The sequence below is a fragment of the Trinickia sp. genome, assembly GCF_051954495.1.
GTDB lineage: Bacteria > Pseudomonadota > Gammaproteobacteria > Burkholderiales > Burkholderiaceae > Trinickia.
In genome coordinates this window covers 51,681-68,225 of the sequence record NZ_JBQCHR010000105.1, presented here as the reverse complement: position 1 = coordinate 68,225, position 16,545 = coordinate 51,681, and the positions used below count along the sequence as shown (strand labels likewise).

Genomic DNA, 16,545 nt, shown 5'->3' with positions numbered 1-16,545 from the left:
TAGATGTCGATGAACGATATTTCCGCCCCTTCCGCCGTCATGGCGGCTTCGAGTTCGACGCTCGCCGGCGCCGTCGAGACGCGCGCCGCGCTCGATGCGTCCATCGCGCGCGCGACCGACGCCATTCTGGCCGATCAGCGCCCCGACGGGCATTGGGTCTATGAACTCGAAGCGGATGCGACGATTCCCGCCGAGTACATCTTGCTCGTGCACTACCTCGGCGAAACGCCGAACGTCGCGCTCGAGCGCAAAATCGTCCGCTACTTGCGCCGCATTCAGCTGGCCGAGGGCGGCTGGCCGCTCTTCACCGACGGCGCCATGGACGTCAGCGCAAGCGTGAAGGCCTACTTCGCGTTGAAGATGGCGGGCGAGCGCGAGGACGCCGAGCACATGCAGCGGGCTCGCGCGGCGATTTTGGGCGCGGGCGGCGCGGAGGCCGTGAACGTGTTCACGCGCATCATGCTCGCGTTGTTCGGCATCGTGCCTTGGAGCGCGGTGCCGATGATGCCCGTGGAAATCACGCTGCTCCCGCAGTGGTTTCCGTTCCATCTCTCGAAGGTGTCGTACTGGGCGCGCACGGTGATCGTGCCGCTGCTCGTACTCAACGCACGGCGGCCCGTCGCGAAGAACCCGCTCGGTGTTCGCATCGACGAACTGTTTCTCGGCGATCCGTCGGCGACGGGCTTGCTGCCGCGCGCCGGTCATCAGAGCCGCGGCTGGTTCGGATTCTTTCGTGTCGTCGATACGGTGCTGCGGGCCGTCGACGGTTGGTTTCCGAAGAAGACGCGCGAGCGCGCGATTGCAGCCGCGGTGGCGTTCGTCGACGAGCGGCTGAACGGCGAGGATGGACTCGGCGCGATTTTCCCCGCCATGGCGAACGCCGTGATGATGTACGACGCGCTGGGCCACGGGCCCGGCTATCCGAATCGTGCGATTGCTCGTGCGTCGATCGACAAGCTGCTTGTCGTCGGCGAGGAGGAAGCCTATTGCCAGCCGTGCTTGTCGCCGGTTTGGGATACCTCGCTCGTCGCGCACGCGCTGCTCGAAGCCGGCACGCCGAGCGCGCGGGAAGCGGCGCTGCATGGATTGCAGTGGTTGCGTCCGCTGCAGGTGCTCGACGTGCGCGGCGATTGGATCTCGCGCCGAGCGCACGTGTGTCCGGGCGGATGGGCGTTTCAATACGCGAACCCCCACTACCCGGACGTCGACGATACGGCCGTGGTGGCGATGGCCATGCATCGCGCGGCCGACTTGACGGGTTCGAACGTCGACCGGGAAGCGATCGCGCGAGCCAGAGAGTGGATCGTAGGCATGCAAAGCAGCGACGGCGGCTGGGGCGCATTCGAACCGGAAAACACGCAGTACTACTTGAACAACATTCCGTTTTCGGATCATGGCGCATTGCTCGATCCGCCCACGGCCGACGTGTCGGGACGATGCCTGTCCATGCTGGCGCAATTGGGCGAACTGCCGGGCAACAGCGAACCGGCGCGCCGCGCCTATGACTATCTACTAGCCGAGCAGGAAGACGACGGCAGCTGGTACGGCCGCTGGGGCATGAACTACGTGTACGGTACCTGGACGGCGCTTTGCGCGTTGAATGCGGCCGGCATCGCGCACGACGACGCACGAATCAAGCGCGCCGCGCAGTGGCTGATTTCGATTCAGAACGACGACGGCGGCTGGGGCGAGGACGGCACGAGCTACAAGCTCGACTACCGCGGATACGAGCCGGCCGCGAGCACCGCATCGCAAACGGCCTGGGCGCTGATGGGGCTGATGGCCGCGGGCGTCGTCGATCACCCGGCCGTCGAGCGCGGCATTGCTTACCTCGTCGGCACGCAGCGCGAACATGGTTTGTGGGATGAAACGCGGTTTACCGCCACCGGTTTCCCGCGTGTCTTCTACCTGCGTTATCACGGTTATCGCAAGTTCTTCCCGCTGTGGGCGCTGGCGCGGTATCGCAACCTCAAGCGCGATGGCCGCGTGCGCGTAACGGTCGGCATGTGATGGTGCGCAGCGCGGCTTTGCCGCTCGTCGTCGTGACCGGCATGGCATTCGAGGCGCGCATCGCTAGTGCGCCTGGGATCGAGGTGGTCTATGCCGCGCGCACGGATCGGCTCGAACGGGCGTTGACCCAAGCATTGGCGAAAGGCGCTTCGGGCGTGATGAGCTTCGGCACCGCGGGGGGGCTCGCGCCGGATTTGCCGCCGGGGGCGCTGATCGTGGCCGATGCAATCGACGGACCGCTGGGCCGCGTGCTCACCGATTCTGCTTGGAAGGACCGGATGATCGCCGCATTGCGCGCCGCGTTGCCTGACGCGCGCATCGAATGCGGCACCCTCGCGGCCGTGGCCGCGCCGGTCGTTACACAGGCGCAGAAAGACGCGTTGCACGGCAAGACCGGTGCGCTGGCGGTAGATATGGAATCGCACGTTGCGGCTGCGCAGGCCGTCGCGCGTGCGTTGCCGTTCGCCGTTTGCCGTGCGGTGGTCGATCCGGCTTGGCGCACGCTGCCGCCCGCTGCGACGGCAGGCTTGCGCGAGGACGGCACCACGGCGCTCGGGCCGATTCTGCGCGAACTCGCGCGGGCGCCGAACCAATTGCCGGCGATGATTCGCTTGGCGTTCGACGCGAAGGCCGCGCGCGCCTCGCTCGTTGCCGCGCGCGAGGCCTTGTACAACGCGGGCGCAATGAGCGCCGCTTAGGGTTGTGGACCGACTGCAGCAGGCACGATTCGTCGGCCTGCGATAGCGCTTCAATAGGGTCGGGCCGGCGCCCTCACGCTCCGCCGAACCCTTGGGCCGTCGATTGCAGCACCGCCCCGCAGCTCGTCTTGTGACCATCGAACGCGACGGCCCGACCGTCCACGACGAATTCCGAATCGCCCTCGACGATGACGCAGTTTTCATGGCCGCTCATCGGACACGTGCATTGATCGCCGACACACGCGACTGGAATGCCGTCGACGTCGAAATTCGACGCTCCCGTGATGACTTTGCCGCCGTGGCTCGTCGGATCGCCGACGCGAATGACGTTCTTCATTTGTTTCGACCTCGGAATTGTTCTGAGCTAGATTATACGAAGCTCGCGTATCTCGAATTCGGGCGTAGGATCGGGGTGCCCACGGTGCTATCCGTGCGTTTGAAGCGCGACGGACGAACGTTCATCTCCGCCCACGCTTACCCCAGCTTCGGCACCGAAAGCCCTCCAAGCCCACCCTGTACCAAATGGCCGATCGTGGGCGCCGCCGCACCTACTTGGCTCGCCTGCGAAAGCGCCGTTTGCGCGCCGGCGGGCAGCACTTTCGCCATCGCTTGTTCGGCGAAGCTGATTCCATTGCTCGTCGCCGCGCCCATGAGCGAGGACGCGTTCTTGGTCGAAGGCATGATCGAGCCCAGCAATCCCGCGCTGTTGCCCGTACCCGCCGCGCCGGCCAGACCTCCCATCCCGCCCGCGCTTTGCGCGGCCGGCATCATCGCCCCGAGCGGATCGCTCGCGGCGACGGCCGTGTCCGCGCCGCCCTCGCCACCGTTCGCACCGGCTTCATCGTCCGCCGGCCACTTCGGCGTCTTGAACTTGCTCGCCGTTTGATCTTGCTGGCGCGGATCGTCGCCAAGCTTGACCTGCACGACACCCGAAGGCAGCCCGCTCACGACCGTATGTCCGCTCGCATCGAGCGCCCCCTTATTGAGCAGCGCACCGTTCGAATCGAATACGGAAAACGCCCCGCCTTTGACGGCTTCCGCATTCGCATACTTGTGAAACAATTCGAGTTGCCCCGGCGCATCGGGCCGCGACGAGGGCAGCGGATACCCCATGCTCGCCGGCCCGTTGAACAGCCGTTGCGCGCCTTTCACATCGACCGTGCCCGGGCCGTGTATCTCGATGTTGCCGCCCGCGATCTTGATGTAAGCGCCACCGCTCGTCAGCACGATGCCTTGATCGGCGGCGATCTCGATCGAGTCGGTGGTCGAGACCACCTTCACGCCCTTTTGTGCGGTCAGCTCGATATTGTCCGATTGCGCTTGAACTTCGACCTTGCCCTTCGCCGCAAACAACTTCATGCCGGCGTTCTGCACGAACAAGCTCAGCTTCTCGCCCACGCTCGCAAGCAACGACTTGCCCGCGGCGACGTGCATGCTCTGCCCCGTCGCGAAATTCACGTGATCGGTGGCCGATACGTGCACCGATTGCTGCGTCGACAAGCCGATGCCCGCCGGGCTGCCGAACAGCAACACAGGCTGATCGAATCCGTTCGCGTTGCCGGCGCCGCCACCGGCGGTGCGCCCCGAATTCGATACCGAGCCCGCCACGCTCTTTTGCGTCGCGTCCGTATAGGCCCGCATCGCGTCGTAGCCGTCCTTGAGGCTTTCCGCTTGGTGCTGCTCGCTCGCTTGCGAAAGGGCTTCGACGATGCTTTCGGCGTTGATGAGCTGGGTTTGCGATTCGCTCACATCGAGCGGTTGGCTACCGGACGACTTCGCGTACGTCGAGACATAAAGCCCTTGCCCCGCGCGAATCGCGCCATACGCGCTCGACTTCAAATCGAACCCGCTGCCGAGATACGCGCCGCGCGTATTGTTCGTGTGATCGACGAGGTAACCGAGGTGCAGATGCGAGTCGGCGCTCGTCGAATACAGGTGAACGCGGTTCTGCCCCGTGGCGTCGTCCATCACAAGTTGATTGAACCCGCTGCCGGCGTATTCCTTCGACCGATAGCCCGAGAGCAGCCCATGCGTATGCCAGGTCGGCGGCGTGGCGCCGCCGTGCATGCGGCTCAAGATCACAGGGCGGTCGCAATCGCCGCCCATGAAGCCCACGATCACTTCGTCACCCTTGCGCAGCGGGTAATGGCCGCCGCGGTCGCTCCCGGCGTCGGGAAACGCGGCGCGCACCCAAACGGACGCGCCTTCGTCGCCCTCGTTGCGTCGATTCCACGGGAACCACACTTTCACGCGGTTCAACGAATCGGTGTAGATCTCTTCATCGTTCGGCCCCGCGATGATCCCCGTCTGCAGCGTCATGACGGGCTTGCGATGCTCGAGCGGGCTGCGGAATGGCGTACGCCGCCGCTGCGCCTCGATTTCGACTTGGAAAAAGCCGGCGCTGCCGTCGGGGTGCTTGACCGTCACGCCCCCGACGCTGGCGGCGGCCACGTGCTTGACTTCGGCCTGCAAGCTCTCCGGAAAATCGGCCACGCCGTCCATGCCCGGCAGGTTGTTGCGGATGGTCCACGTCGTGGCGAGGATGGCGAATTCGCGGTCTTGCTCTGCTTCTTTATCGTGAACGGGATGACCCGTCAGCGCGAACCAATAGCCCGGGCTGGCCGAGCGCATACTGCCGATGCCGTGATAGCGCTTCGCCTGCGATTGCCATGCTTCGGTACGCACGCTCGCTTGATGATCGCCGCGATCGCGCTCTCCCCAGGTATAAGCGCCCGTGTAGTCATAAACTTCGCCCTGCGCGGGGATATCCGTTTGCGCATCGATGGCGCTCGTGACCTCCTTGGGCAAATCGGGCCGCTTGTAGTCGAACGTGCGCGTCGTCAGCGTGGCGCTTTGAATCTGCTGCTGCTCTTTCCATTGCGCAAGGCCGTCGGCTTCCTCACGCAACCCGACGCGGCGAAACACGACCGGGTTAGGAGCGAGTTCAGGCATCAAGTACGCGTCGTCCATCAGCACGAGCGTGTGGGATTTGCCGTCGTCGGCCTGCTCGAAGCGGCCGAATACGCCCGCCTCCTCTAGGCTGCGATGAACGAAATCCCAGTCGTATTCCCATTGCACGCGATTCGAATAGCGCGGCATCGGCTGACGCAAATCGAACCGGTAAGCGTTCTGCGCCTGCGGGTGCTGATCGAACACGTCGGAGACGATCTGCTCGCCCGTTTGCTCCTGCCAATCGCGCATGTCGCGCCGCAGCCGCAGAAAATACATCCACGACGAAAATCGCAACTGGTAGTAAGTCAGCGATCCATCCGTGCCCAATCGGCTGAACGCGTGCACGTAGCCGTGATGCGGCAAATAGTTGCCGTCCGCCTGCTGGAGCCACAACGTGACCGCTTGCCCGATCAGCGCGTCGACCTTGATTTCATTGCCGTGAATCGACACCGCATCGACGATGAATTCGTAATCGCGCCCGAGGCGCGCCGTGCCTTTGACTTGCAGCGGCGCGAGCCAATCGTCGCCCAACGGGGTATCGAGCTTGAGCAGGCGATTGCGTTGGGCCGCGCCGTAATAAAGCGCGTCGAAAAGCGTGTCGGAATTCATGCGCCATTCCTTTCAGAGCAGGCTGCATCGCGGGCAGCGCGAGGGAGGCGCAAATTTTAATAGACCTGCATGACGAAATCGATAGCTATTCTCCTCGAAACGCCCAATCGAGCGGCGGAGTGAGATTTATCTGCAGTTTTTGAGGCGCCCGATTAATTAATTGAAGAAAAAAATACGGGCGCCTTGAATGCGGGCGCGCCGATTCGGCAATTATTGCGCAATAGAACGAGTTGTATAGTATTGCCCGAGATGGCGCGTGCTCGTGCGCGCCAACGACCGCGTACCCGGCAATCGCGAGACGACCGGGGGAACGACGCGGCGTGCGCTGGGTTATGCCCCCAACGCTTTTCGAATCATCTGCGCGGCTGCGCCGAGCACGAACAGCAATACGATGAGGCGGAAGGCCTGCGGCGGCAGCTTGTCGCGCAGCGGCCGTGCGATCAGCATGCCCGCGATCACGGGGATGCTGGCGGCGGCGGAAATCAGGAGATCGCCGCCGGACGCATGCGCGCCGCTCTTGAAGGCGACGAGCAACGTCAAGATCGAGACGACGAGGATGATCGCCATCTGCTTGGTGAAATCCTTGCCGCGCGCGCCCGTGGAGATCAGATAGATCGCGAGTAACGGCCCGGGGATCGACGCGATGCTTTCCATGAGCGCCGCGCCGAACCCGAGGATGAATCCCACCGGCTTGACCCAGGCCGGCGCGAGCGTAAACCGCGGCGAGGCGAGCAGCAACACGGACGCAAAGACCAGCAACGCGCCTGCGGCGGCCTGTGCATGATGCGGTTCGAGCGAGATGAGGATCGACACGCCGACGATGTTGCCGAGCACCGTGCCGATGAGCGGCGCGGCGATGCGGCGCGCCGTGGCGAACGTTTCGCCGCCTTCGAGGGCTTGCGGAATATTGCCGAGGATCACGGGCATCGAGAGCAGCAGCACCGCCTGCTTGACCGGCATCATCTGGCTTAGGATCGGCATCGCCACGAGCGGCACGCCGATGCTGACGATGCCTTTGACGGCGCCGCCCACGATCAGTGCGGCGACGATGCCGGCCAGGGCGTAGGGATGGAGCGCATGCAACGTGGAGCTCAACATGCCCTGACAGCAAGCCGCGTGAAACATGAGTGTGATCTGCCTAAGAGTCGTTATTTGTTGCCGATGCCGTTGGAGGGCGGCGCGCCGGCGGGTGCATTGGCGGGGGGCACCCCTGGCACCGCCGACGCGGCGGCTGGAGCCGATGCCGCGGCGGCCGATGCCGCGGCGGCCGATGCCGCGGCTGGGGCCGATGCGGATGAAGCAGGCGCTGGAGATGCGGGCGTGGCCGAAGCCGCCGCCGGCGCGGCTGCAGCAGAGGCGCCCGAAGCAGGTTCGGCCGGAGCCGTCGCGCTTGCTGCACCGGCAGCACTCGCTGCGCTTGCCCCATCGGGCGCGGCCGGCGTCGCGCTGCTGTCCTCCTCGTCGCCGTAATTGGGCAGCGCGGGCGGCTTGGACGCATCGGCGCCGAGCGCGGAGCGGCGCTGCTGCGTATAGGCGTCGCGCACGAACGAGTACTTATCGAGCGCGGCTTGTTCGAGGATGTTCGTGGCGCCGAGCATATCGGAGCGCGCGCTGACGAACTGCATGGCGTAGAGCGGCCTGCGCGAATCGGTGGGCGCGTAGATGAACGGGCTGAACCGCGTATCGACGGCGAGCCCCACGCCGTCGCGGAAGGAACTCGGCCCGAAGATCGGCAGCACGAGGTAAGGCCCCGACGGCACGCCCCAATGACCGAGCGTCAAGCCGAAGTCTTGATGATGCTTGGGCAGGCGCGCTTGCGTGGCGAAGTCGATGAGGCCGCCGAGGCCGAACGTCGTGTTCATCGCGAAGCGCATGAGATCTTCCGTGGCGTCCGTGATCTTCAGCTGCAACAACGCGTTCGCGAAATTGTTCAGGTCGCCCAAATTGGAGAAGAAGTTGCTGATCGCGGTGCGCAGCGGGTGCGGCGTCACCTTTTGATAGCCCTTCGCGATCGGCACCGCGATCGTACGGTCGATCGTATCGTTGACCTTGAAGATCGCGCGGTTCATCGGTTCGAGCGGATCGCCGGCCGTGCGTTGATCGGGGCTCGCGCAGCCGGCCAAAAGCGCCGCGACGGTCAACGGCGCGGCCAAGGTTAGCAGGTTATCCATCGATTCCTTCTAATTCCTTCTTTTGGGCGCGCGCGGCGCGAGGTTTGCCCATCAGCACGGGCTGGAACACGACCGCGCCTATGAGGGTGCAGGTGAGCGCCAGCGCGAGCAGGCGACCCATGCTGGCCGTGCCAGGGTGGTGCGAAAGCCAAAGACTGCCGAATGCCGTGGCCGTGGTGGCCGCGCTGAACAATACCGCATGCGTGAGGCTCGACGCCAGCAGGCTCGTTTGGCCCGCCCGCCACGCCATGACGAAATACACCTTGAATGCGACGCCCACCCCGAGCATCAGCGGCAACGCAATGATGTTCGCAAAGTTCAGCGGCATGTCGAAGACGACGCAAAGCTCGAGCGTGACGAGCGCCGATACGAGCAGCGGGATCATCGTGCGCAGCACGTCGCCGAACCGGCCGAGCGCGATCCATAGCAACAGCGTGATCGACAGCACCGCCCATCCGGCGGCCTGCAGGAACGCCTTGATGATCGTATCGGCCGAATGCAGGATCGAAATCGGACCGCCGATCGCGCCGGGCTCGGCCTTCTTCACGGCATGAGCGAAGCGGCGCAGCATCGCATCGTCGTCGGAATCGACACCTGCCGGGACGCGCGGGGAAATTTGCACGAGCGCGCGGCCGTCGGGCGCGACCCATTCGTGGACGAGCGCCGGCGGCAGCGATTCGCGCGTGATCGGGGACGGTTGCAGCAAGTTGGTCAGCTGATGCAGCGAGAGCCGCAGCGGCGTGGCGAAAGCGGCCTCGGCGCGATCGCGCGCGGCGGCGTCGGCGGCCGCGAGTTTGGCCAGCGATGCCGAAAGCCGTTTCGCTTCCTTCGCGCCGGGGCCCGGGTAGTCATCGGCGGCATACGAGAGCTGATTCGCCGCGCGTTTCAACGCGGCGACGCGCTGCGCATCGGACGACGGGGGCGCCGGCGGCTGCGTCAGCGCCGGCAGCAGCGTTTGCGCCGCCTGGGCGATCAGCGAAAGCTTTTGCGGCTGGTCGGGCGGGATGAAGGTCGTGAGCGTGGTCACGCGCCCGACCTCCGGCAGCGCGCTCAAGCGCTGGGCGGTCGCGTTCGCCGCGGCAAGCGTGGGCGCCAGCACGGCGACATCGTTGACCGACGCTTCGGGGGAGTTCTTCAGCGAGCGCAGCGTCGCCATCGATTCCGTCGTCGGGTCTTTCAAATGCAGCGGGTTGAAATCGAAGCGCAGATGCAGCAGCAGCGGCGTTGCGCCGATCACGACGGCGAGCGCCCCTAGCAGGATGGGCTTGCGGTGGTCCTGTAGAAAGTCGTCGACCGGCGCCAAGCGCGCGAAGCCGGGCCGCGAGGGCTCGCCGGGCGGCGCCATCAGCTTGATCAGCGCGGGCAGCAGCGTCATGGTGCTGAAGTAGGCGACGATCATGCCGACGCCCGCGATCAGCCCGAGCTCCGATACGCCCTTGTAGGCCGTGGGCAAGAACGAGAAGAAGCTCACGGCCACGGCGGCGGCGGCGAGCGTCAGCGGCAGGCCCATCGAATGGGCCGCGCCGACGAGCGCGTGATCGAGCCGTTCGTCGCGGTGGCGCTCCTCGCGGTATTTCACGCCGTATTGAATCGCGAAATCGGCGCCCAGGCCGACGAACAACACCATGAACGCGACCGAGATCATGTTCAGCGAGCCGACCATCATCAGGCCGAGCGCGGCCGTGATCGGCAAGCCCACCGCCAGCGTGACCAGCACCGCGAGGATCATCCGTTTCGAACGCAGCGCGAGCCAGAGGATGGCCAGGACCACGATGAGCGTGGCGATGCCGTTCACGGCCGCGCCGTCGGCGACAGAGGCGAATTCTTCATCGGCCAGCGGCTGCTCGCCCGTCAGGTGCACGCTTGCGCCGTAGCGTTTTTGCAGATCGAGCTCGCGCGCCACCTTGCGAATGGTGTCAGAAGCCTGCGCGCCCGCCTGCAACGCGCTGTAGTTGACCACGGGCGTGACCGTGACGAAGGCGTGCGCCGGCTGCCGGGCCGAATCGGGATCGACGAGCGCGCGCCAGGAAAATGCCGCGTTCTTGCCGGCCAGGACCGCGTCGGTCGTATCGGCGGCGCGCGTGAAGAGCGTCGCCATGCCCGGCAGCTTGACCTGTCCCGATTGCAGCGGCAGGCCGAGCATCGTCGATAGCGTTGTCGCCAGGCCCGTGACGCTCGGATCGTGGGCCAACGTGTTCACGAGCGGACGCGCCTGCGTGAGCTGTGCGGTCGTGCTCGCAACGCTGTCGCTCGACAGGAACAGCATGCCGCCGTGTTCGAACAACGGGCCCCCGCCAGGCTGCGAGACGGCGCCGATTTGCGCGCGATACGCGGGGCTCGACAGGCCCGCGGCGAGCGCATCGGCTGCGGCGTCGGCCATTTCGGGGGCGTTTGCGTCGACGACCGCGAGAATCGTCTGGTCCCGATCGGGGAACGCGCGATCCATGGCGGTGCTGAGCGCCGACCACTGTGCGTCCGTCTCGATGAGCTTGCTGACGTCGGTGTTGATTTTGAAGTGCCGCGCCGTATAGACGCCGCTCGCCGCGGCCAGCACGAGCGCGAGCGCGACGATCCAAACCGGGCGGCGCACGGACCAGGCAACGAGACGAACGATAAGGGGCGTCAGCATGAATCGGAATCGGCCGGCAACGGAAACGTAAGGGGCAAAACGCCTAAGTATACCGGGGGTCGGCGCGCCGGCTCCGCCTACCGCTCAGTACGGCGCGGAACCGTTGCCCCCCGGTAGGCGTCGAAACGGGAAGCAAGCCGGCGCGGCCGGCGGCGGGGGTGGGTATACTGCCCGAACCGCCCGTTCTCCGCCCGGGCATCGACCCGTCCCCGCGCTTATGCGCGAGCGGCGTTACAGCTTTCCTTTCAATCGAGTTGGACATTCCATGAAACGTCAATTGTTCGCATTTTTTGCCGCGATGTTCGTCAGCGCCGCCGTTTGGGCGCAAACGGCGCCCGTGGACGTGGTCAAGCAGGCTGTCGTCGGCACCGTCGACGCGATGAAACAAGATCCAGCCGCGCGCGGCGGCGACATGGCCAAGATCTCGCAAATCGTCCAATCCCACTTCTTGCCGTCGACCAACTTCGACCGCACGGCGCGTATTGCCGTGGGCGACGCATGGAAGCAGGCCACGCCTGCACAGCAGCAAGAGCTGGCGAAGCAATTTAAAGTCCTGATGACGCGTACCTACGCGGCGTCGCTCGCGCAGCTCGGCACGCAAGATGCCCACTTCTCGTTCAAGCCGGAAGAGGCAAGCGCCAACGACGCGCTCGTCATGTCCACCGTCACCACGCCCGGCGACAGTCAGCAGGTGGGTTACCGCCTCGGCAAGGCGGGCAACGAATGGAAGATTTACGACATCGACATGTCGGGCGCCTGGCTCATCCAGGTGTATCAGAACCAATTCAAGAGCCAATTGAGCCAAGGCGGCATCGACGGGCTCATCAAATTCTTGACCGCCCACAACGCGCGCGCCCAATAAGCCGGCGATGCAAGCTTCGGCGTCGGTCAACGCCGGCGCCGTTCGACGGCGAACTTGATCAATTCGGCTTGCCCTTCGATTTCGAGCTTGCGTTTGATGTTCAGCCGGTGCGTTTCCACCGTGCGCACGGAAAGCCCGTAGCGCTCGGCGATCTGCTTGCTCGACAGGCCCTCGGCCAACGCATCGAGAATCTCGCTCTCGCGCGGCGTCAGCCGCTCCACCGGCGTTTGCAGCGAACTGGCTTGGATCATGCGCGCAGCGATACCGGCGCTGAAAAACGTGCGGTTCGCCAGTACCGCCGAGATCGCATGGACGATCTCGGTGGCCGGCGAATCCTTCAGCACATAGCCGCTAGCACCGGCCCGCACGGCTTGCGTCACGTACTCGATGTTGTCGTGCATCGACAGCATCAGCACGCGCACCGCCGGAAAGCGTTCGTGAAAAATGCCGGCCAGCGTGATGCCGCTCATTCCGTTCATGCCGACATCCATCAAGGCGAGGTCGGGCGAAAGCCTGTCCGCCAGGGCGAGCGCTTCGTCCGCGTTGCCGGCTTCGCCCACCACGACTAGGCCCGGCACGCCTTCCAAGCGCAGGCGCAGGCCGTCGCGTACGAGCGGATGGTCGTCGACGAGAATGATATTGGCGGAGCGGGTAGAGGCGGGCGCGTTCATGGGGGCGAGTCGTCTTGCGAAGAAGCGGCGGTACGCGAACGTGCCGAGTGGGGGAGCGGCGCCGACGCCGTCACGATCGTACTGCCCGGCTGCGAGGCAATGACGAGGGCGCCGCCAAGGGCATCGAGCCTCTCGCGCATGTTGCGCAGGCCGATGCCGCCGCGTGCATCGGCTTGCACGCGCGCCAGATCGAAGCCTTGCCCGTCGTCGGCGATCGCAAGCAGGACCGACGCGTCGCGCACCGTGAAGGTCAGCGTCGCATGCGCGGCGTGCGCGTGCCGCACGATGTTGGTCAACGCTTCCTGAGCGATCCGGAACAACGCAGTATTGACGGCGGTCGGCAGTTCGGCCGCGCGCGATGCCGGGTCCGTTTCGACGCGCATGTCGATGCCGGTTTCCTCGGCCAGCTCTCGCGTCAATTGTTCGAGCGCGGCGGCTAAGCCGAGATCGTCGAGCATCGAGGGGCGCAACGCATGCGAGATGCGGCGGACTTCGCGCAGGACGTGCGATAGACGTCCGAGCGCCGTGCCGAGCGCCGCTTCCGCGCTGGGCACGCGCACGTGCGGATGGCCGGCATGCTCCAGACGCGCGAGCGCCGATTCGAGCAGCAGTTTCACCGACACCATCATCTGGCTGATGCCGTCGTGCAGTTCGCGCGACAGGCGCGCTCGCTCGTGCTCTTGCGATTCGACCACTTGCCGGGCGAGCCGCTTGAGCTTCGCATCGGCACTGCGGTATTCGGAGACGTTCAGGAAGAGCGCGCAGGCCATGATGACGCCGAAGCCCGCTAGCGCGATGGCGCCGATCCATGTCATCGTGCGCGCGATATTGGCCGACGCCGTCGCATCGATGCGCGCAAGCGCCGCGGTCACGCCGTCCAAATAAATGCCGGTTCCAATCATCCAGCCCCAGCGCGGCAGCGGCACCACGTAGCCGAGCTTGGGCTCGAGACGATGGGTGGACGGGCGGTGCCACAGGTAGCGAACGTATCCGCCGCCTTGGTTCGCGGCGGCGATGAGCTGCTGAATCGTCAGCGACCCTTTGGGATCCCTGAGCAGCCACCAGTTGTGCCCGACGAGATCCGGCTCGCGCGGGTGCATCAGCGAATCGCCGCGCATGTCGTAGACGAAGAAGTAGCCGTCGGGCCCGAAGTCCATGCGCTGCAGCATGGCGAGCGCTTCGCGCTTGAGGGCCGTGTCGTCTTTCGCATCGCGGCTCGCTTCATAGAGCGGTGCGATCGCGCTCGTCGCGAGCTCGACGTAGTGCTTGAGCTCGGCTTGCTTGCTCGACATGTAGGCCGCTTCGACGCTCTCGCGCTGCGCCTTGGCGAGGGCGGCGGCCTGCATGCGCACGCCGATGCCGATGCCCGCTATCGCCACCAGGAACGGGACGATCGCCAGCAGAAAGATCTTCGTCTTGATCTTCATCATCGACAGGAGCGTGATCCATCGAAAACAAAGCGGCGCGGCCCGTTCGGACCGCGCCGCTCATCGTTCGGCGAGCGAACGAAATGCGCTTTAGTGCGCCGCGGCCGTGCGCGAGTTCTTCACGTTCGGCGCGCGGCCGATTTCCTCGAGCTTGATCTCGACGTGGCGCGAGAACACGTATTCCGCGGGACGCTGCTTGTCGAGCGGAATGTCCTTCGCGAACGCGCCTTCGATCTTCGGGCCGCGCAGGCTGACGCCGAGCGCCTTCAGCGGATGCGCCACCGTATCCATCACGGCCGTCGCTTCGAAACCGCTGTGCACCATGCAGTCGGCGCACTTTTCGTAGTTGCCCGTGCCGTAGGCGTCCCAATCGGTTTCTTCCATCAGTTTCTTGAAGGTCTTCGCATAGCCTTCGCCGACGAGATAGCAGGGACGTTGCCAGCCGAACACCGTACGCGCCGGGTTGCCCCACGGCGTGCAGTGATAGGTCTGGTTGCCCGCAAGGAAGTCGAGGAACATGGCCGATTGGCTGAACGACCAGTTCTTGCCGCGCTTGCCGCGCTTGAAGATCTCGCGGAAGAGCTGCTTGGTCTTGTCGCGATTGAGGAAGTGCTGTTGATCGGGCGCGCGCTCGTACGCATAGCCGGGGGAGACGGTAATGCCGTCCACGCCCATCGGGCCGAGCGTATCGAAGAACGCCGCCACGCGCTCGGGCTGAGCGTCGTTGAACAACGTGCAGTTGATGTTGACGCGAAAACCGCGGCGCTTCGCTTCGCGAATGGCGGCGACGGCCTTCTCGTACACGCCTTCTTGCGACACCGAGTGATCGTGCATGGCTTGATCGCCGTCGAGATGGACCGACCAGACGAAATACGGGCTCGGCTGGTAGTCGTCCATCTTCTTTTCCATCAGCAGCGCGTTCGTGCACAAATAGACGAACTTCTTGCGCGCGATGATGCCCTTGACGATGGTGGGCATGTCCTTGTGCAGCAGCGGCTCGCCCCCGGCGATCGACACGACCGGGGCGCCGCACTCATCGACGGCGCCGAGGCACTCCTCGACGGACAGCCGTTGATTGAGGATGGGATCCGGGTAATCGATCTTGCCGCAGCCGTTGCAGGCGAGATTGCAGCGAAAGAGCGGCTCGAGCATCAGCGCGAGCGGATAGCGCTTATTGCCGCTGAAATGTTGGCGCGTGATATAAGCGCCGACGCGAACCTTTTGCAAAAGCGGAATCGACAAAGCAACCTCCTTAAACTTGGCGTGCGGCGTCGGGCTCGGTGAGCTTCGACGGCAGCTTGAATTCGACTTTTTCTTCACGGCCCGCCATCGTCGAAACTTCGACGGGGCCCAGCGCACGCAACGCGTCGATCACGTGCTCGACCATTTCCTCGGGCGCGGACGCGCCGGCGGTGATGCCGACCGTTTGCGCGCCGGTGAACCATTCGGCCTTCAGTTCGGTGCCATCGGCGACGAGGTAGCTCGCGACACCCGATTCGGCGCCGATTTCGCGCAGGCGGTTGGAGTTCGAGCTGTTCGTCGCGCCGACCACGAGCAGGACATCCACCTGCTCGCTCAACTCCCGCACCGCGGCCTGGCGGTTTTGCGTGGCGTAGCAAATGTCGCGCGTGTCGGGGCCGACGATATTGCTGAAGCGCCGCGTCAGCGCTTCGATGATGCCGCGCGTGTCGTCCACCGACAACGTGGTTTGCGTCACGTAGGCGAGCGGCGTATCCAGCGGCAGATCGAGCTTCTCGACTTCCGCTTCGCTTTGCACGAGCAGTACCTTGCCCGGAATTTGACCGATCGTGCCTTCGACTTCCGGATGCCCCGCGTGGCCGATGAGAATCAGCGTGCGCCCGGCCGCCACGTATTGACGGCCCTGCACGTGCACTTTCGTGACGAGCGGGCACGTGGCGTCGAGCACGTCGAGCCCGCGCGCCTGGGCGTCGTGCTCGACGCTTTGCGCCACGCCGTGCGCGCTGAAAATGGCCACGGCGCCGTGCGGGACTTCATCGAGTTCTTCGACGAAACGCGCGCCCTTATTACGCAGGTTTTCGACGACGTGCCGGTTATGCACGATTTCGTGGCGCACGTACACGGGGGCGCCGTGCCGCTGCAGCGCGCGGTCGACGATCTCGATCGCGCGTACTACACCCGCACAAAAGCCGCGGGGTTGAGCAAGGATGACTCGCATGTGTGGCGAACTCCGACCGAATCGGGGTATCGAACCGCCGGCCTTTTAGCAGCGATCGCCCAGATTCCAACTATTTATTAGAAAGCGGGCGTGATAGCCGGCAAACCAACCCAAACGCGCATTCTAACGCTATCGGGACGCGAACGCTTCCGGGCCGGTAGTCGGGCGTTGCAAGAATGCCAGCGAATTCGCCGTCGAGATCGATGCCGCCGCGGGCGGCGACCCGCTAAACTACCGCATCTCGCGAGCATTATTACGATTGCATTACGCGGACGCTTTCAGTTCAATTTCTTTGCATAGGCTCGTAGGATGCCTTCGG

At 64.9% G+C, this 16,545-nt stretch carries 12 protein-coding genes; 3 read left to right on the top strand and 9 right to left on the bottom strand.

Annotation, left to right across the window (positions count from 1 at the left end):
• Window positions 1-9: 9 nt before the first annotated feature.
• Both shc and ACTHNR_RS14295 read left to right on the top strand, forming a co-directional pair.
• Entirely contained in the window at window positions 10-2,010 is a 2,001-nt protein-coding gene (gene shc, locus ACTHNR_RS14300; protein WP_440548317.1) for a squalene--hopene cyclase, read from the top strand.
• Window positions 2,010-2,708: a phosphorylase gene (locus tag ACTHNR_RS14295; protein ID WP_440548336.1), complete on the top strand. Its 699-nt coding sequence runs from the start codon at window positions 2,010-2,012 to the stop codon at window positions 2,706-2,708. Before shc ends, ACTHNR_RS14295 begins: the two co-directional genes overlap by 1 nt.
• Window positions 2,709-2,781: 73 nt before the next feature.
• On the opposite strand, the gene ACTHNR_RS14290 is transcribed toward ACTHNR_RS14295, so the two are convergent.
• The 5 genes from ACTHNR_RS14290 to ACTHNR_RS14270 all read right to left on the bottom strand — a co-directional run bounded on the left by ACTHNR_RS14290 (window position 2,782) and on the right by ACTHNR_RS14270 (window position 11,069).
• Window positions 2,782-3,045, bottom strand: coding sequence for a PAAR domain-containing protein (locus tag ACTHNR_RS14290; protein ID WP_440548316.1), 264 nt, complete (start codon window positions 3,043-3,045; stop codon window positions 2,782-2,784).
• A gap of 137 nt (window positions 3,046-3,182) precedes the next feature.
• Window positions 3,183-6,269: a type VI secretion system Vgr family protein gene (locus tag ACTHNR_RS14285; protein WP_440548315.1), complete on the bottom strand. Its 3,087-nt coding sequence runs from the start codon at window positions 6,267-6,269 to the stop codon at window positions 3,183-3,185.
• Between the two features lie 330 nt (window positions 6,270-6,599).
• The gene (locus ACTHNR_RS14280; RefSeq protein ID WP_440548314.1) at window positions 6,600-7,367 is read right to left on the bottom strand and encodes a TSUP family transporter; all 768 of its coding nucleotides are present in this window, start codon (window positions 7,365-7,367) and stop codon (window positions 6,600-6,602) included.
• Window positions 7,368-7,417: 50 nt separating this feature from the next.
• Window positions 7,418-8,440 carry an MlaA family lipoprotein gene (locus ACTHNR_RS14275; protein WP_440548313.1) on the bottom strand — a complete coding sequence of 341 codons (1,023 nt, stop codon included), beginning with the start codon at window positions 8,438-8,440 and terminating at the stop codon, window positions 7,418-7,420.
• Window positions 8,433-11,069 carry an MMPL family transporter gene (locus ACTHNR_RS14270; protein WP_440548312.1) on the bottom strand — a complete coding sequence of 879 codons (2,637 nt, stop codon included), beginning with the start codon at window positions 11,067-11,069 and terminating at the stop codon, window positions 8,433-8,435. The genes ACTHNR_RS14275 and ACTHNR_RS14270 overlap by 8 nt, the downstream gene beginning before the upstream one ends.
• 265 nt (window positions 11,070-11,334) lie before the next feature.
• Here ACTHNR_RS14270 and ACTHNR_RS14265 point away from each other — a divergent pair, with 265 nt between their 5' ends.
• Window positions 11,335-11,931, top strand: a complete 597-nt coding sequence (locus tag ACTHNR_RS14265) for an MlaC/ttg2D family ABC transporter substrate-binding protein (RefSeq protein ID WP_440548311.1) — start codon at window positions 11,335-11,337, stop codon at window positions 11,929-11,931.
• A 26-nt stretch (window positions 11,932-11,957) separates the two neighbouring features.
• Here ACTHNR_RS14265 and ACTHNR_RS14260 read toward each other — a convergent pair whose 3' ends face one another.
• The 4 genes from ACTHNR_RS14260 to ispH all read right to left on the bottom strand — a co-directional run bounded on the left by ACTHNR_RS14260 (window position 11,958) and on the right by ispH (window position 16,226).
• Entirely contained in the window at window positions 11,958-12,602 is a 645-nt protein-coding gene (locus ACTHNR_RS14260) for a response regulator (protein WP_440548310.1), read from the bottom strand.
• Window positions 12,599-14,029 (bottom strand): cache domain-containing protein, encoded by a 1,431-nt coding sequence (locus ACTHNR_RS14255; RefSeq protein WP_440548335.1) that lies wholly within the window; start codon window positions 14,027-14,029, stop codon window positions 12,599-12,601. The genes ACTHNR_RS14260 and ACTHNR_RS14255 overlap by 4 nt, the downstream gene beginning before the upstream one ends.
• Window positions 14,030-14,119: 90 nt before the next feature.
• Complete coding sequence (gene hpnH / locus ACTHNR_RS14250) at window positions 14,120-15,271, bottom strand: adenosyl-hopene transferase HpnH (RefSeq protein WP_440548309.1); 1,152 nt, start codon at window positions 15,269-15,271, stop codon at window positions 14,120-14,122.
• 10 nt (window positions 15,272-15,281) lie between these two features.
• On the bottom strand, window positions 15,282-16,226 hold the full coding sequence (ispH, locus tag ACTHNR_RS14245; RefSeq protein ID WP_440548308.1) for a 4-hydroxy-3-methylbut-2-enyl diphosphate reductase: 945 nt from the start codon (window positions 16,224-16,226) through the stop codon (window positions 15,282-15,284).
• Window positions 16,227-16,545: the final 319 nt, after the last annotated feature.

Coding starts and splice junctions, on each gene's coding strand:
- shc (WP_440548317.1), top strand. CDS start 10: ATGAACGATATTTCCGCCCCTTCCGCCGTCATGGCGGCTTCGAGTTCG.
- ACTHNR_RS14295 (WP_440548336.1), top strand. CDS start 2,010: ATGGTGCGCAGCGCGGCTTTGCCGCTCGTCGTCGTGACCGGCATGGCA.
- ACTHNR_RS14290 (WP_440548316.1), bottom strand. CDS start 3,045: ATGAAGAACGTCATTCGCGTCGGCGATCCGACGAGCCACGGCGGCAAA.
- ACTHNR_RS14285 (WP_440548315.1), bottom strand. CDS start 6,269: ATGAATTCCGACACGCTTTTCGACGCGCTTTATTACGGCGCGGCCCAA.
- ACTHNR_RS14280 (WP_440548314.1), bottom strand. CDS start 7,367: ATGTTGAGCTCCACGTTGCATGCGCTCCATCCCTACGCCCTGGCCGGC.
- ACTHNR_RS14275 (WP_440548313.1), bottom strand. CDS start 8,440: ATGGATAACCTGCTAACCTTGGCCGCGCCGTTGACCGTCGCGGCGCTT.
- ACTHNR_RS14270 (WP_440548312.1), bottom strand. CDS start 11,069: ATGCTGACGCCCCTTATCGTTCGTCTCGTTGCCTGGTCCGTGCGCCGC.
- ACTHNR_RS14265 (WP_440548311.1), top strand. CDS start 11,335: ATGAAACGTCAATTGTTCGCATTTTTTGCCGCGATGTTCGTCAGCGCC.
- ACTHNR_RS14260 (WP_440548310.1), bottom strand. CDS start 12,602: ATGAACGCGCCCGCCTCTACCCGCTCCGCCAATATCATTCTCGTCGAC.
- ACTHNR_RS14255 (WP_440548335.1), bottom strand. CDS start 14,029: ATGAAGATCAAGACGAAGATCTTTCTGCTGGCGATCGTCCCGTTCCTG.
- ispH (WP_440548308.1), bottom strand. CDS start 16,226: ATGCGAGTCATCCTTGCTCAACCCCGCGGCTTTTGTGCGGGTGTAGTA.